General features: G+C 72.7%; 14 protein-coding genes and 2 pseudogenes. 6 read left to right on the top strand and 10 right to left on the bottom strand.

Annotated elements, in window-relative coordinates; translation table 11 throughout:
* Positions 1 to 670: pseudogene (locus PSH25_RS32140) on the bottom strand (hypothetical protein); the annotation flags it as partial.
* Between the two features lie 124 nt (positions 671 to 794).
* Here PSH25_RS32140 and PSH25_RS32135 point away from each other — a divergent pair.
* The 3 genes from PSH25_RS32135 to purD all read left to right on the top strand — a co-directional run bounded on the left by PSH25_RS32135 (position 795) and on the right by purD (position 4,583).
* Positions 795 to 2,084 carry an adenylosuccinate synthase gene (locus PSH25_RS32135; protein WP_238662640.1) on the top strand — a complete coding sequence of 430 codons (1,290 nt, stop codon included), beginning with the start codon at positions 795 to 797 and terminating at the stop codon, positions 2,082 to 2,084.
* Between the two features lie 219 nt (positions 2,085 to 2,303).
* A complete protein-coding gene (locus PSH25_RS32130) occupies positions 2,304 to 3,233 on the top strand; it encodes a type IV toxin-antitoxin system AbiEi family antitoxin domain-containing protein (protein WP_238662639.1) in 930 nt (309 codons plus the stop codon).
* A gap of 99 nt (positions 3,234 to 3,332) precedes the next feature.
* Positions 3,333 to 4,583 carry a phosphoribosylamine--glycine ligase gene (gene purD, locus PSH25_RS32125; RefSeq protein ID WP_238662638.1) on the top strand — a complete coding sequence of 417 codons (1,251 nt, stop codon included), beginning with the start codon at positions 3,333 to 3,335 and terminating at the stop codon, positions 4,581 to 4,583.
* A 10-nt stretch (positions 4,584 to 4,593) separates the two neighbouring features.
* Here the strand turns inward: purD and PSH25_RS32120 are convergent, their stop codons facing one another.
* The 3 genes from PSH25_RS32120 to PSH25_RS32110 form a co-directional block, all read right to left on the bottom strand.
* Positions 4,594 to 6,156, bottom strand: a complete 1,563-nt coding sequence (locus PSH25_RS32120) for an AMP-binding protein (protein WP_238662642.1) — start codon at positions 6,154 to 6,156, stop codon at positions 4,594 to 4,596.
* A 195-nt stretch (positions 6,157 to 6,351) separates the two neighbouring features.
* Entirely contained in the window at positions 6,352 to 7,566 is a 1,215-nt protein-coding gene (locus PSH25_RS32115) for an acyl-CoA dehydrogenase family protein (protein ID WP_238662637.1), read from the bottom strand.
* A 1-nt stretch (position 7,567) separates the two neighbouring features.
* Positions 7,568 to 8,020: an SCP2 sterol-binding domain-containing protein gene (locus PSH25_RS32110; RefSeq protein WP_196920508.1), complete on the bottom strand. Its 453-nt coding sequence runs from the start codon at positions 8,018 to 8,020 to the stop codon at positions 7,568 to 7,570.
* Positions 8,021 to 8,088: 68 nt separating this feature from the next.
* Here PSH25_RS32110 and PSH25_RS32105 point away from each other — a divergent pair, with 68 nt between their 5' ends.
* Entirely contained in the window at positions 8,089 to 8,727 is a 639-nt protein-coding gene (locus PSH25_RS32105; RefSeq protein ID WP_238662636.1) for a TetR/AcrR family transcriptional regulator, read from the top strand.
* Here the strand turns inward: PSH25_RS32105 and PSH25_RS32100 are convergent.
* Positions 8,702 to 9,367, bottom strand: coding sequence for a DedA family protein (locus PSH25_RS32100; RefSeq protein ID WP_274528245.1), 666 nt, complete (start codon positions 9,365 to 9,367; stop codon positions 8,702 to 8,704). The two genes, PSH25_RS32105 and PSH25_RS32100, sit on opposite strands and share 26 nt — an antisense overlap.
* Positions 9,368 to 9,537: 170 nt before the next feature.
* Between PSH25_RS32100 and PSH25_RS32095 the strand changes: the two genes are divergently transcribed.
* The gene (locus PSH25_RS32095; RefSeq protein ID WP_238662635.1) at positions 9,538 to 10,689 is read left to right on the top strand and encodes a sensor histidine kinase; all 1,152 of its coding nucleotides are present in this window, start codon (positions 9,538 to 9,540) and stop codon (positions 10,687 to 10,689) included.
* Positions 10,686 to 11,327 (top strand): response regulator, encoded by a 642-nt coding sequence (locus PSH25_RS32090; protein WP_238662634.1) that lies wholly within the window; start codon positions 10,686 to 10,688, stop codon positions 11,325 to 11,327. Before PSH25_RS32095 ends, PSH25_RS32090 begins: the two co-directional genes overlap by 4 nt.
* Before the next feature lie 11 nt (positions 11,328 to 11,338).
* Here PSH25_RS32090 and PSH25_RS32085 read toward each other — a convergent pair whose 3' ends face one another.
* The 5 genes and pseudogenes from PSH25_RS32085 to PSH25_RS32065 all read right to left on the bottom strand — a co-directional run.
* The gene (locus PSH25_RS32085) at positions 11,339 to 11,959 is read right to left on the bottom strand and encodes a DedA family protein (RefSeq protein WP_238662633.1); all 621 of its coding nucleotides are present in this window, start codon (positions 11,957 to 11,959) and stop codon (positions 11,339 to 11,341) included.
* Positions 11,960 to 12,023: 64 nt separating this feature from the next.
* Positions 12,024 to 13,286 (bottom strand): adenylosuccinate synthetase, encoded by a 1,263-nt coding sequence (locus tag PSH25_RS32080; RefSeq protein ID WP_238662632.1) that lies wholly within the window; start codon positions 13,284 to 13,286, stop codon positions 12,024 to 12,026.
* Positions 13,283 to 14,242 (bottom strand): hypothetical protein, encoded by a 960-nt coding sequence (locus PSH25_RS32075; RefSeq protein WP_238662631.1) that lies wholly within the window; start codon positions 14,240 to 14,242, stop codon positions 13,283 to 13,285. Before PSH25_RS32075 ends, PSH25_RS32080 begins: the two co-directional genes overlap by 4 nt.
* Before the next feature lie 9 nt (positions 14,243 to 14,251).
* The gene (locus PSH25_RS32070) at positions 14,252 to 15,220 is read right to left on the bottom strand and encodes a BUD32 family EKC/KEOPS complex subunit (RefSeq protein WP_238662630.1); all 969 of its coding nucleotides are present in this window, start codon (positions 15,218 to 15,220) and stop codon (positions 14,252 to 14,254) included.
* Positions 15,217 to 15,296 (bottom strand): annotated as a pseudogene (locus PSH25_RS32065) (DNA hydrolase); the annotation flags it as partial. The gene PSH25_RS32070 and the pseudogene PSH25_RS32065, both read right to left, overlap by 4 nt.

The raw sequence follows: 15,296 nt of genomic DNA, 5'->3' as shown, positions 1-15,296 counted from the left end.
GCGGCGTGCCGTCCAGCACCGCGGCGGCCACCGCCGCCGGGTCACGGGGCAGCCCGAGCTGCGCGGCCAGGTCCCGGTGGGTGCCGCCACGGGCCGGATCAAGCGGGAGTACGGCCACCGGCGGCAGGTCGGGCAGGGTCCGGTTGCCGGGCAGGTCCGCCGGGCGCTTGCTCGGCGCCGGGGCGTACCGCTTGACCAGCCGGCGCAGCACGGCGCGCAACTGCCCGTCGCTGGCCGTGGCGACGACCAGCCGGGTTTTGCTGTCCGGGTCCGGCCAGGTGAGGCCGTCCGGGCGGGCCGGGCCGTCGAGCCGCGCCAACACGGCGTCGATCTCCGCGTCGGACCGGGCGGTGACCGTCTCCACCCGGGCGCCCAGGGCGTTCAGCGCGTCGGCGCACGCCAGCACCGGCACCCGTGGCCGCTCCGTCGCGCACTGCTCGGTGTCGGCCTGGCCGGTGCTGGCCTGGCCGGTGCTGGTCCGGTCGGTGTCGGCCTGGCCGGTGTTGGCCTGGCCGGTGCTGGCCTGGTCGGCGTTGGTCTGGCCGGTGTCGGTTTGGCTCGTCGGGGCGGTGTCGGCCGCGGTCGCACCGCCGCAGCAGGCCCCGCCGCTGCCGCAGCCCCCGGGAGCGTCCCGCTCCGAACCGAGGGTGAGCAGCACCACGTCGTACACGGAAGGAGCCTCCTGCCTCTCGACGCGACCCCTGCCGGCCACGCCGTCACTACTTGTTAACCTGACACCCCGGGCTCGCCGAGCGGTCGCCACCTGGCACCCGAGCCTTCTGGAGGCGGAAAAGATGCCAGCGATCGTGCTCATCGGCGCTCAGTGGGGCGACGAGGGCAAGGGCAAGGTTACCGACCTGCTGGGTGAGCGGGTCGACTACGTCGTGCGCTACTCCGGCGGCAACAACGCCGGACACACGGTGATCACCCCGGACGGCCAGAAGTACGCGCTGCACCTGATGCCGTCCGGCGCGCTCTCACCGAACGCGATGATCGTCATCGGCAACGGTGTGGTGGTCGACCCGAAGGTGCTGCTCGCCGAGATCGACGGCCTGGCCGAGCGCGGCGTCGACGTCTCCCGGCTGCGGATCTCCGGTGACGCGCACCTGATCATGCCGCACCACCGGGCGCTGGACCGGGTCATCGAGCGGTACCTCGGCTCGTCCCGGATCGGCACCACCGGCCGTGGCATCGGCCCGGCGTACGGGGACAAGGTCGCCCGGATCGGTATCCGCCTCCAGGACCTGCTCGACCCGGGCATCCTGCGCAAGAAGCTGGAACTCGCGCTGCGCGAGAAGAACCAGATCCTGTTCAAGGTCTACAACCGCAAGGCGATCGACCTCGAGGCGACCGTCGAGGAGTACCTGGCGTACGCGGAGCGGCTCAAGCCGTACATCGCGGAGACCCGGGCGATGCTCTGGGACGCCCTGGACCGGGACGAGACGGTGCTGCTGGAGGGCGCCCAGGCCACCATGCTCGACATGGACCACGGCACCTACCCCTTCGTGACCTCGTCCAACCCGACCGCCGGTGGCGCCTGCGTGGGCGCGGGCATCCCGCCCACCGCGATCAACAAGGTCATCGCGGTGAGCAAGGCGTACACCACCCGGGTCGGTGCCGGGCCGTTCCCGACCGAGCTGTTCGACGCCAACGGTGACCACCTGCGCAAGATCGGCGCGGAGTACGGCACCACCACCGGGCGGGAGCGCCGGTGCGGGTGGTTCGATGCGGTCGTCGCCCGGTACGCCTGCCGCCTCAACGGCGTCACCGACCTGGTCATCACCAAGCTGGACGTGCTCACCGGCCTGCCCAAGGTGCCGATCTGCGTCGGCTACGAGATCAACGGCGTCCGGGTCGACGACATGCCGATGAGCCAGACGGACTTCCACCACGCCAAGCCCGTCTTCGAGGAACTCGACGGCTGGTGGGAGGACATCACCAAGGCCCGCACCATCGACGACCTACCGGAGAACGCCCGCCGCTACATCGCCCGGGTAGAGGAACTCTGCAACACGAGGGTGAGCGTCGTAGGCGTAGGCCCAGGCCGAGAAGAAAACGTCCACCTCCACCCCCTCCTCCCCTAACCCCGCCCCGCCCCCCGCCCCCCGTCCCCCGCCCCCCGTCCCCCTCCCGCGCCCACTTGGCCTCGTTGATCAAGAAGTTTGCGTCAGATTTCCCACCTAGGTTGACGTAAAGCTCTTGATCAACGAGGCCAAGTGGGCGCGGGGAGGGGTTATCCACAGGGGCTTGGGGGTTGTCCACAGGGGCTTCGGTCGGGTGGTGTGGGTGGGCAGGGTGTGGGTGTGGGTGCACACCAGCTTCTTCGCCAAATCGCCGCCGAGCAGGACGGCATGGTCACCCTGGGCCAGGCATTGCGTGCCGGTCTGACCAGAGACCAGGTCCGACAGTTGCACCGGTCCGGCAGGTGGCAGCGGCTATTCCGTGGCTGCTTCCTTGCAGACGCGGAGCTGAGTGATTCGACGCGCCGACGGGCGCGAATCCGCGCGGCGGTCACGAGCCTCGGGCCCGGCGCCTTCGCTGTTCTGGACTCTGCGATGGAGTTGCACGGCATCGCGGGTCTTCCGCGGACATCACAGGTCCACGTCTCGGTGCCAGTCGATCGACCCCGGCCCCAGCGTCCCCTGGTGCCGTGGTTGACCGTGCATCAGGTGACTGTCGGCCCCGGCGACGTCGTCAAGGCTGCGGGCATCCCGGCAACCTCTCCGCTCCGCACCGTCTCGGACGTCATCCTTCGGGTTGATCGTTACCCAGCGGTCTCGGTCCTCGACTCAGCACTGAACCAGGGCCGCATCAACCCGTCGCAGCTGACGGCAATCCCGAACCTGATCCGGGGGCGGCGGGGCGCGGTCGTGGCACGCGCCTGTCTGGAGGAGGCGGACGGGCGGGCGCAGTCACCGTTGGAGACGCGTAGCCGGCTTCGGTGCGTGGACGGCCGGGTACCGCCCGACACGCTGCAGTTGGAAGTGCGCGACGACGACGGCTATCTGCTCGGCATAGGTGACCTGGGCTGGCGCGGCCCAAGACTGATCGCCGAGGCGGACGGCCGAGACGCGCACGGCACACCGGAGGCCGCCTTTGCCGACCGCCGCCGCCAGAACCGCCTGGTCAACGCCGGCTGGACCATCCTCCGTTTCACTTGGCAGGACACCCTCCACCCCAGCTACATCCCCCACACGGTCCGCCAAGCGATCGCAGCCGCCCATCGAAGGTGATCAAGAGGTTTGCGTCAAGAACGAGTCCACCGATGACGCAAACCTCTTGATCACCGAGGCCCGACGGGGATGGGGGTGGGGGACAGTAGGATCTCGGGGGTGCGGGTTCTTTTGGTGGGTGGTGGTGGGCGGGAGCATGCGCTTGCGCTCGGGTTGGCCGGCGACTCGGGGGTTTCCGCGCTTGTTGCCGCGCCGGGTAATCCGGGGATCGCGAGCGTGGCTGAGCTGCGGACGGTGACTCCCACAGATCCGGCCGCGGTGGCGGCCTTGGCCGTGGAGCTGGCGGCTGACCTGGTGGTGGTCGGGCCCGAGGCGCCGCTGGTCGCCGGGGTCGCCGACGCGGTACGCGCCAAGGGCATCGCCGTTTTCGGCCCATCCGGCGCGGCCGCTCAGCTGGAGGGCTCCAAGGCGTTCGCCAAGGACGTGATGACCGCCGCCGGCGTGCCGACCGCCCGGGCGTACGTCTGCACGGACCAGGAGAGCACCGCTCGGGCGCTGGACGAGTTCGGCGCGCCGTACGTGGTGAAGGACGACGGGCTCGCCGCCGGCAAGGGCGTGGTGGTGACCGACGACCGGTCCGCCGCGTTGGCGCACGCCAGCGAGTGTGGACGGGTCGTGGTCGAGGAGTTCCTCGACGGCCCGGAGGTCAGCCTCTTCGTGGTCACCGACGGCGAGGCGGCGCTGCCGTTGGTGCCGGCACAGGACTTCAAGCGGCTGGGCGACGGCGACACCGGGCCGAACACCGGCGGCATGGGGGCGTACGCGCCGCTGCCCTGGGCTCCGCCCGGCCTGGTCGACGACGTGATGCGTGATGTGGTCCACCCGACGCTCGCGGAGATGCGTCGTCGGGGCACCCCGTTCGCCGGCCTGCTCTACGTCGGGCTCGCTGTCACCGCCGCCGGCCCTCGGGTGATCGAGTTCAATGCGCGCTTCGGTGACCCGGAGACCCAGGTGGTGCTCGCGCTGCTGGAGACTCCGCTGGGCGGGCTGCTGCACGCGGCCGCCACCGGCACGTTGGCCGAGCACCCGCCGCTGCGGTGGCGGGACGGCAGCGCCGTCACCGTGGTGGTCGCCTCGCCGGGTTACCCGGCCGCGCCGCGTACCGGTGACGTGATCACCGGCGCGGACCGCGCCGGCATCATCCACGCGGGCACCGCCCGCCGGGCCAGCGACGGCGCGATGCTCTCCGCTGGCGGCCGGGTCCTCTGCGGTACGGCCACCGGCCCCGACCTGGCCGCCGCGCGTGATGCCGCGTACGCGCTGGTGGACGGGGTGGAGCTGGCCGGCTCGCAACACCGCACCGACATCGCCGCCGCCGCGATCGAGGATCGGATCACGATCCCGGACTGAGCGCCGGCGGTCAGCCGTAGTAGCGGCGCAGTTCGCGGGCGAGTACCTTGCCGGTGGCGTTGCGGGGCAGGTACTTCACGAAGATCACGTCCCGGGGGACGCTGAACCGGGCCAGGAAGTGCCGGACGTACTCGCGTACCGCCTCGGGGTCGAGCGTCTCGCCGGGGTGTAGGGCGAGGAACGCGGACAGGCGCTGGCCGTACTCGGGGTCGGGCACGCCGATCACGGCCGCCTCGCGGACCTGCGGCAGTTGCGCGAGGAGGTCCTCCACCTCGGACGGGAAGACGTTCTCGCCGCCGGAGACGATCATGTCGTCGGCCCGGCCGTCGACGAAGAGCAGCCCGTCGGCGTTGAGCCGGCCGAGGTCGCCGGTGTCGAGCAGGCCGTCGTGGGTTTCCCGGCTGGCACCGGAGGTGTAGCCCTCGAAGAGCATCTCGTTGCCGACGAAGATCCGCCCGACCCGTCCGTCCGGTACGGGTTGGCCGTCCTCGTCGAGCATCTCCAGCCGGGTGCCGTGCGGCGGACGACCAGCGGTGGTGGGTGCCTGGCGCAGGTCCTGTGGGTCGGCGATGGAGGCCCAGGAGACCTCGGTGGACCCGTAGAGGTTGTAGAGGACGTCTCCGTAGGCGTCCATGAACTTCGGGGCCAGCCCGCCGGGCAGGGCGGAGCCGCTGACCGCGACGACCTTGAGCGGGGGGCGCGGGTCCGGCGGCGGCACCTCCAGCAGCCGCTGCACCATCACCGGTACGGCGAAGAGCGCGTCGCACCGGTGCGCGGTCAGGGCGGCGAGCGTGGCGGTCGGGTCGAAGCGGCGGTGCAGCACGATGGTGGCCCGCAGGGCCAGGCAGACCTGGAGGGCGGCGAATCCCCAGGTGTGGAAGATCGGCGCGGCGATCATCACCCGGTCCCGGGCGTGCAGGGGGATGCGGTCGATGATGGACACCAGCGGGCCGAAGCCGCCGGGCGTGGGCCGCCGAGCGCCCTTGGGCGTACCGGTGGTGCCGGAGGTGAGCACGATGATCCGACCGTCGCGCTCGGGCGGGTGCAGGTCACCCGGCAGCGCCCCGGCCACCAACTCCTCGCGGGCGCGTTCGTCGAGCCGGGGCAGTTCGGCGGGGAGGCCGAGGACCCGCTCGGCGAACTCGTCGTCGTGCACGAGGAGCCGCAGCCGCTGCTCCTCGGCGACGGTGCCCAGTTGGGCGGCGCTGAGCCCGGTGTTGACCAGCACCGCGTCGACGCCGAGCAGGGTGGCGGCGACGATCGTCTCGATCAGCCCGTGGTGGTTGCGGCAGAGCACGCCGATCCGGTCGCCGGCCTGTACGCCGAGCCCGGCCCGCATCGCGCGGGCCATCCGTTCGGCCCGGTCGAGCAGGTCGTGGTAGGTCAGCTCGACGCCGTTCTCGTCGATGACGGCCGGGCGGTCCGGGTCCCGGGCGGCTGCCTGGCGCAGCTCGCCCGCCAGGCTCCACCCCCACGTCCGCAACGCGTTGAGCTGCGAGGCGACCCGGATCGGGCTGCCGGGGGTGAGCAGCCCGCGCCGGGTCAGTGTGGCAACGATGAACGGCAGGTCCATGCCGCAGACCTCCTCGGGGTGGTGCGCGGACGGGGCGACTGGCTCCCCGCCCATCAGGGCTTCTTTCCTTGATCATGCACTGGGCGCGGCTGGAGGCCCAGTTGGCGTCGTCGTGGGGTGACGAAGACGGCACAGATCGTGGAATCCGGGCCGCCGTCGGCCCGACCCGTGGCGCAGGGTCGGGCCGACGGGCGGTCAGCGGATCTGCATCCCGGAGATCGCCCGGGAGATGACCAGTCGTTGGATCTCCGAGGTGCCCTCGAAGATGGTGTAGATCTTGGCGTCCCGGTACCAGCGTTCGACCGGGTGGTCCCGTAGGAAGCCGGCCCCGCCGAGCAGTTGCACTGCCTTCTCGGTGACCGACACCGCCACCTCGCCGGCCTTGAGCTTGGACATCGACCCCTCGCCCGCGGTGAACGGGCGGTTGTTGCGGCCCATCCACGAGGCCCGCCAGACCAGCAGCCGCGCCGCGTCGATCTCCATCCGCATGTCGGCCAGCGCGAACGCGACCGCCTGGTTCTCGATGATCGGACGTCCGAACTGGACCCGGTCCTTCGCGTAGTCCAGCGCGTACTCGTAGGCGGCCCGGGCCACACCCAGCGCCTGGGCGCCGACCGTGGGCCGGGACAGCTCGAAGGTGCGCATCGCGGCCTGCCCGGTGGCGCGCTGACCGGAGCGGGCCCGGTCGAGGCGTTCCAGTAGGGCGTCCCGTCCGCCGAGCAGGCACCGGCCGGGTACGCGTACCTCGTCGAGGAAGACGTCGGCGGTGTGGGACGCGCGGAGGCCGAGTTTGCGCAGCTTGCGGGTGGCGGCCAGGCCGGGGGTGCCCGGCGGTACGACGAACGCCGCCTGACCCCGGGAGCCGAGCGTGGGGTCGACGGAGGCGGTGACCACGTGCACTCCGGCGATGCCGCCGTTGGTGGCGTACGCCTTCTGGCCGTTGAGCACCCACTCGTCGGTGGCCTCGTCGTAGACGGCCCGGGTGCGCATCGCGCCGACGTCGGAGCCTGCCTCGGGTTCGCTGGTGCAGAACGCGGCGACGGCCGGCGAGTCGACGTCGCCGAAGCACCGGGGCACCCACTCGACCATCTGGTCGGGGGTGCCGGCGCCGTAGATGGCGGCGACGGCGAGCGAGGTGCCGAAGATGCTCAGGCCGATGCCGGCGTCACCCCAGAAGAGTTCTTCGCTGGCGATCGGCAGGGAGAGGCCGGTCGGGTCGGCCCAGCAGGTGGCGAGGAACTCGAAGCCGTAGAGGCCGACCTTGGCGGCCTCCTGGATCACCGGCCACGGGGTGTCCTCGCGCTCGTCCCACTCGGCGGCGGCTGGGCGCACGACCTCGGCGGCGAAGCCGTGCACCCAGTCGCGTAGATCCCGCTGTTCCTCGTTCAGGTCGAGCGAGAACTCAGCCATGTCAGGCCTTGGGGATGTCGAACAGGTTGGCGATGTTGGCGGCGAGGCCGAGGTCGCCCTTCGCCTTCAACTTGCCGGTCATGAACATCATCACCGGGTTGGCGCCACCGGAGACGATCTTCAGGAACTCGACCGGGCCCATGGTGAGGCTCAGCTTCGGGTCGTGCTGCGGGGTCTCGTTCACGACGCAGGTGCCGTCGGCGATGACCACCTCGTAGGTGTCGCTGCCGCCGTCGGGGCGACCGGTGATGATCCAGTGGATGACCGCGTTGGTGGAACCGGCCCGGTCCGCGCGGAACAGCGACGGCATCCGGCCGAACACCTCGCCCAGGACCTTGTCGCGCAGGTCACCCGACATCACCTGGGCGATCTTGTCGTCCGGGGTGGACTTGACCAGCTGGGCGAACTCCTTGGGGCCCACGTTGGCGAAGGTGGCCGGGTCGAAGTCAGTCATCAGGTGCGCCTTCCGGAAGAATTGGCTACTCGCGCGTAACCCTACGCACGAGTAGGTATGCTCGCAAGGTGTCCACCGTCCCCGCCTTCAAGCGCCTACCACGCGCCGTCCGCGAGCAGCAGATGCTCGACGCGGCCGTCAAGGTCTTCTCCCGGCGCGGCTTCCACGCCGCCAGCATGGACGAGATCGCGGAGGACGCCGGCATCTCCAAACCCATGGTGTACGCGTACCTCGGCACCAAGGAGGAGCTCTTCGTCGCCTGCCTGCACCGGGAGGGCACCCGGATGATGCAGGCCATCGCCGGGGCGGCGGCCCCCGACCTGCCGGCCGACGAGCGGCTCTGGCGCGGGCTCAAGGCGTTCTTCGGCTTCGTGGGCGCCCACCGGGACGGCTGGGCGGTGCTCTACCGGCAGGCCCGGGGCGAGCAGCCGTTCGCCGGCGAGCTGGCCACCATGCGGGCCCGGCTGGTCGAGGTGGTCGCCGGGATGCTCGACCACGCGCTACGCGCCGAGGGCCGCGAGATCGCCGCCGTCGACCTGGAGGTCGTCGCGTACGCCCTGGTCGGCGCGACCGAGTCGCTTGCCGACTGGCTCGCGGACCACCCGGAGGCCGACCCGGAGAAGACGGCCACCCGAATGATGAACGTGGCCTGGCTCGGTGCCGCCCAACTGCTGCACGGCGTCACCTGGCGTCCGCCGGCCGACTGACGGCCCCGGCCGAGACAGCGTCGCCAACCGGTTCGGCCGCCCGCGCCGCACGGCGTCGGTTGCGGAGCCAGCGGACCACCTCGACGACCACCGTCACCGTCAGGGCGAGGCCCAGACCGAGCAGGAGGCCACGCAGCGGGTCCTGCTCGAAGGCCAGCCCGCCGAGGTAGCCGACCAGCGCGGAGTAGAGCCCCCACGAGCCGGCGGCCAGCGCGTCGAAGGCCAGGAACCGTCGCCGGGGATAGCGCACCGCACCCATGGTGAGGGTGACCGCGGTCCGGCCGCCCGGAACGTAGCGGGCCACGGTGAGGATCAGCCCGCCCCGGGTGGCGATCCCCCGACGGGCCCGGTCGACGGCGGCTCGGCGTCGACCGTCGGGCGGCAGCCGGTCGAGCAGCCGGGTGCCGCCGCCCCGCCCGATGGCGTACGAGATGTGGTCGCCGACCAGCGCCCCGGCGGCGGCCACCAGGATCACCGCCGGCAGGTACGGCGCTCCGGAGGCCGCGAACACCCCTGCGGTGATCACCGCCGTCTCGCTCGGCACCACCGGGAAGAAACCGTCGAGCACCGCGATCGCGAAGATCGCCAGGTACACCCAGGGCGAGGTCATCGTGTCGTGCAGCAGGTCGAGTAGATCCATGATCCCGATGCTGGTCGGGGCGGCGGCCGTCGACATCGGCCAGTGGTCAGGTGGGCGGCACTACTTAGGTAGCGGCCGGCCCGGACTGCGGGTCGGGGTCATCCCCCACCTCACCCGGGTACGGCGCCACGGGGCAGCCCGATCCGTCGGCCGAGCCCTAGGCTCGCTGGGTGGCCTCCAGCGCCGTCGCCCTCCAACGGGTCGTCCATCGGTACGCCCCGCCGCTGCTCGCCGTCCTGGTCGCCGCGGCAGTCTGGGCCAGCGCGACAGGTGACATCGGGGTCCGTTCGCCGTTGCCGGGCGCGTTCGTGCTGCTGATCGCGCTGGGCTCGGCGTGGGCCGCCGGCACGGTCCGGACCCGCCGCTGGCCGCTGTTCCTGGCCGCGGCGGTCGGCTGGTTGGTGCTCGCCGCGGCGGCCGCCGGGGTGCTGGCCTCGTACCAGGCCGGTCTGCGGCTGCGCGGTCGCCAACTCGCCGGCTACCTCGCCGGTGCGGCAGTGGTGCTGACCGGCGGGGTGCTGGTCGGGCTGGCAGTGGGTGGCGTACGCCGGATCACCACCGCCACCACCGGCAACCTGCTGCTGCTCGCCGCCTGCCTGGTCGGGCTCCCACTGGTCTTCGGCCTGTGGGTACGGGCCCGTCAGGACACGCTCGCCGCTCTGCGGGACCGGGCCGAGCGGCTGGAACGCGAGCAGGAGGCCCGCGCCGACCGGGTCCGCGCCGAGGAGCGGACCCGGATCGCCCGGGAGATGCACGACGTGGTGGCGCACCGGGTCTCGCTGATGGTGGTGCACGCCGGGGCGCTGGAGGTGACCGCCGTGGACCCGGCGACCGTCGAGGCCGCCGCGCTGATCCGGACGACCGGTCGGCAGGCGCTCACCGACCTGCGCGAGGTGCTGGGTGTGCTGCGCCAGGCCGGCCCGGCCGTGACGCCGGAGCGGGGGCTCGACACGTTGGACGAGTTGATCGGGGAGTCCCGTGCCGCCGGGCTGCGGGTGTCCCGGCAGGACGAGGGCGTGCCAACGGCACTACCGGCGACGTTGGGGCGTACCGCGTACCGGGTGGTCCGGGAGGCGCTGACCAACGTGCGCAAGCACGCGGCCGACGCCGAGACGACCGTCTGCCTGCGCTACCTGCCCGACGGGCTGGAGGTGCTGGTCCGCAACGGCCCGTCCGAGGGCGGGCCCGCGCTGCCCGGTGCCGGGCTGGGGCTGCTCGGGCTGCGGGAGCGGGTGGAGCTGCTCGGCGGCCGGTTGGAGGCGACTCCCGTGGACGGCGGCTTCCTGGTCCGGGCCCTGATCCCGCTGGCGGGTGCGGCGTGATCCGGGTGGTGGTGGTCGACGACGAGCAACTGGTCCGTGCCGGGCTGCGGCTGATCCTTGAGGCGGCGGAAGACATCACCGTCGTCGGTGAGGCGGCGGACGGCGCCGGCGCGTTGGAGCAGGCCCAGCGGTTACGCCCCGACGTGGTGCTGCTCGACGTGCGGATGCCGGGCATCGACGGGCTGACCGTCGCGCCCGAGGTGGTCGCCGCCGGCCCGAAGGTGATCATGTTGACCACCTTCGACCTCGACGAGTACGTGCACCGGGCGCTGCGGGCCGGCGCGGTCGGCTTCCTGCTCAAGGACACCCCGCCCCGCGAGTTGGCCGCCGCCGTTCGTACGGTGGCCGCCGGGAACGCGATGCTCGCCCCGACGGTGACCCGGCGTCTGATCAGCTCGTTCGCCGAGCGTGGTCCGGCCCGCCGGGACGCGGCTCGTGAGCGGCTCGCACCGCTGACCGAGCGGGAGTTGGCGATCGTCCGGGAGGTGGCGCGCGGGCACGGCAACGCGGAGATCGCCCGGCGGCTGACGATGAGCGAGGCCACCGTCAAGGCACACGTCAGCCGGGCGCTGGCAAAACTCCACGCCGGCAACCGGGTGCAGTTGGCCATCCTGGTGTACGACGCCGACCTGCTGTGACGGGTGCGGGGTCAGTGCCGGGAGGAGGCGTGGCGGTGGGCCCTGCGGCGTAGCCACCGGATGCCCTCCAGCCCGAACGTGACGACCACCGAGAACCCCACCCCGACCAGCACGCCCTTCACCGGGTCGCGTTCGAACGCCAGCCCGCCGAAGTAGCCGAGCAGTCCGCAGTACAGCGCCCAGGTGACCGCGCCGATGCTGTCGTAGAGCAGGAATGACCGGCGGGGATAGCGCACCGCGCCCATGGTGAGGGTGACGGCGGTCCGCCCGCCCGGCACGTACCGGCTGGTGGTCAGGATGATTCCGCCCCGCCGGTCCACGGCCCGGCGGGCCCACTCGGAGCTGGCCCGCCGGCGGCTGCCGCTGGGAAGGCGGGCCAGCCGGCGGGCGCCCCCGCCCCGCCCGATGGCGTACGAGACGTGGTCGCCGACCAGCGCGCCGATGGCGGCGCTCACGATCACCAGGGTGAGGCTCGGGTGCCCCCCGCTCGCCGAGAGCACCCCCGCGGTGATCACCGCCGCCTCGCCCGGCACCGCGGGGAAGAACGCGTCGACCGCGGTGAGCCCGAAGATCACCAGATAGACCCACGGCGACGTGACCGTCCCACGGAGGAGGTCGAGCAGGGCGTCCATGCCCCCATGCTTGCCGGGCGCGACCTACCCGGTGGGCGAGTCGCCGGATCACGGCCCCGAGTTGTCAGTCGGCGTGGACCAGGGCCGGTGGGGCGAGCAGCGGACCGCACGGGGTCTTGTCGTCGGCGGTGGGGCCGTGCGAGGTCAGCACCACCGGCGCGCCCAGCTCCACGCGTACCGCCTCGGCCCAGTCCGTCGGCGGTTCGTCGTACACCGGGCGGGAGCGCAGCAGGCGGGCGGTGAGCGCGGCCTGCCGGTCCAGGTCGCCGGGCGGGCCCGGGGTGAGCCGGCCGGTGGTGTCGTAGCGGCGGCAGATCCGCAGGTCGGCGCCGGCCAGGTCGAGGTGGGTCAGGGCCAGGCCGTCCACGCCGCCGGCCGCGGCGAGGGCGTACCGGTGGGCGACCGCGTCGAAGTGGCCGAACCGGAACCGGCCCTGCCACGGGTTCGTGCCGTTGTGCGGGTCGGTGAACGGCAGACTGGCGTCCTCGGTCACCAGCGGGCCGGCTCCGTGCCGGGTGGTGACCAGCCGGAGCACCCCGATCCGGGTCACGTCGCCGGACCGTCCCGCCTCGGCGAGCAGGCTGTCGACGTTGGCGAAGGTGGTGGTGCTCCAGGTGGTGTACGGGTGGAAGCCGTGCCACTCGTCGAGCAGCACCCCCTGCGCGCCCTCGAAGACGCAGGTCCCGGCGCGTAACGCCCCGGTGAGCCAGCTGCCGTCGACGATGGCGACCCGCCCGGCGAACCCGGTGAACGCGGGTAGGCAGTCCTCGATCGGTGGCGCGTCCAGCGGGCCCAGCTCGGCGGTCAGCCGGTCCCGCAGGGTGGTCAGCCTGCGGCGCAGCAACGCCGGGTGGTGGCAGTCGGCGACCCGGGGCGCGTCGTCGGGGTGGGCGAGACCGTACGCGACGGCCTCGCCCACCCCCAGCCCGCAGGAGCCGTGCCGGTCGGCTCCCCGGGCGATCTCGCGGGCCCGGTTGGCGGCCCGGTGGTACGGGGTGCCGAGCAGCGCGTCCCCGTCGACGGTCAGCCGGTCGAGCGCGTCGGGCACCCCGACCGTGGCGAGGTGGTCGGCCTCGGCGGCCAGCGCCAACGGGTCCACCACCACGTGCCGGGACAGGTGCGTCCGCACACCGGAATGGAACGTGCCGGCGCCGAACTGCGCGAACGTGTGGTGCCTCCCGTCGCGCAGCACGACGTTGTGCGCCGCCTGCGCGCCCCCGTTGAAGCGGACCACCGTGTGCACGGGACGGGTGGCGCAGAGCCAGTCCACCACCGTGCCCTTGCCGGCGTCGCCGTAGCCGAGGTCGACCACCGCCACGTGGTTCACAGCCGGGTCACCCCGCTGGCGGTGTCGCGGAACGCCGGCAGCGTCGACACCTCGGCCCGCCGCTCCCGGCCGAGGCGGGCCAGCGCCTTCGACACGGTGCCGGTGGCGCCGGAGCCGGCGCGGTCCAGGTCGCGCAGGCCCTCGTCCAGGTCGATTGCCTGCTCGCCGAGGCCGATGGTGAGCGCGATGGTCTCGCAGACCGCGTCGAGGTCGTCGAGCACGACGGCGTTCTGCCCGAGCAGGTCCCGCCAGAAGTCGAGCACCTTCGCGTTGCCGGCGTAGTGGCTGCCAGCGGGGAGCAGGTAGTAGGTGTCCCAGCGGCGGGTCACCTCGTCGACGACCTGCCGCAGCGGCACGTCCTCGGAGAGGTCGTCGCCGATCAGGCCGGCCACCTCCCGGGCCTTCACCCGCTGGTACGCCAGCTCGTCGCCGATGATGAACAGGTAGCCGCGCCGGCCGCGCTTCTCCCAGTTGTCGGTGACGGTGTGCCGGGCCATGAAGTACATGGCCAGCTCGTACGACTCGCTCATCTGCCCACCGCCACCGCCCTCCAGCACGATCCGGCCGAGGTCGTCGTCCATCCGGTTGTCCGACTCGAACTGGCCCACCTGCAACGGCACCCGGTCGCAGGTGGCGTCGCCGATGGCGCCGAACATGATCTGCGGGTCGCTGGCGTAGCCCTGCCGTTGCAGCAGCCCGAGCAGCTGCGGCAGCTTGGTCTGCAGGACCCGCGGCACCGTGCGCATCGATCCGGTCACGTCGAAGAGCACCGCGACGGGCGTCGACCGGGGGTGCTCAGCGGAGTCCCGGCTCTCCCGGGTCGCGTCCCGCGGGTCCAGCGCGGGGTGCACGGTGCGCGCCCCGCTGTCGCTGTAGGAGAAGGCGCTCTTGCCGGTGGACCGGCGGTAGCGGTCGGCGGCGTCGTACACGTCGGTGGACCAGATTCCACTGCCCATGACAGCTCCTTACGGGGTGAGGGTGAAGGGTCGGAAGGTGCGGGGCCCGTAGAGGCGCTCCAGCACCTGGTCGAGTTCGCGCAGCAGGCGCCAGGCGTCGTCGGGCCGGGCGTGCAGGGACCGTTGCCGGCAGCCCTGCGCGAAGGTGTGCAGCTCGCGGGGTGCGCGCGGCCCCATCAGCCAGCTCATGCAGTGGCTGGCCATCGCGATGTCGGTGCCCGGGCCGCAGGGCTGCTTGGTGAGGACCTCCTCCGGGTACCAGCCATGGCCGGGCACGGCCGCCGAGATCGTGCTTCCGACGGCCACGGAGAAACACCAGTCGACGAGCACCACGCCGTGGGCGTCCGGCTCGATCAGCACGTGTCGGGGCAGGACCGCGCCGTGCACCACACCCGCCCGGTGGGCCAGGCCGAGCACCACCAGCAGCCGCCGCCACATCCAGGCCACATCCCGGGCGTCCAGCCCGTCGGGGTACGCGCGCCGCACCTCGTCGAGGTCGTGCAGGCCGGGCGCGGTGGCGAGCACGTTGACCCGCCGTTCCGCGCCGGTCGCGGTGTCCCGGTGCCGCAGTTCGTCGACGAGCCGGGGCACGTACGGCAGGTAGCGCGGGTCGCCGCGCTCGGCGATGGTGCGCAGGGCGTGCGCCTCGCGGGCCATCAGGTCGTTGTCGGTGGGGCGGCGGGGGAGCTTGAGCAGCCGGTCGTCGCCGACGTCGTAGAGGTCCGCCAGGTCACCCGAGTGGGCTGGCGCGCCGAGCCGGTAGTCGCCGAGGACGGTGACCCGCCGTGCCTGCCACCGGGTGGTGACGCGGACGAACGCGTCGAGGGCTTCGGCGCGTACCGCCGGGTCGGTCGGCAGGCGGTCGGGGTGCAGGGCCGCGACCAGCTCCCGGTAGCGGCGGGCCGGCTGGTCGGCACCGAACAGGTCGGCGTCGGTGCGGGCGGCCGCGACCAGGCGGATGGCCTCCGCTGCCCTCACCGCACCGTCTCCTCGCGGGCGGGGCGCAGCAGCGCCGGGTGCAGCAGGCGAGCGTCGCCGGCCCGGTAGAGCCGGG

The organism is Micromonospora foliorum (assembly GCF_022229015.1).
Classification (GTDB): domain Bacteria; phylum Actinomycetota; class Actinomycetes; order Mycobacteriales; family Micromonosporaceae; genus Micromonospora; species Micromonospora foliorum.
This window is presented reverse-complemented; position numbering and strand designations above follow the sequence as displayed.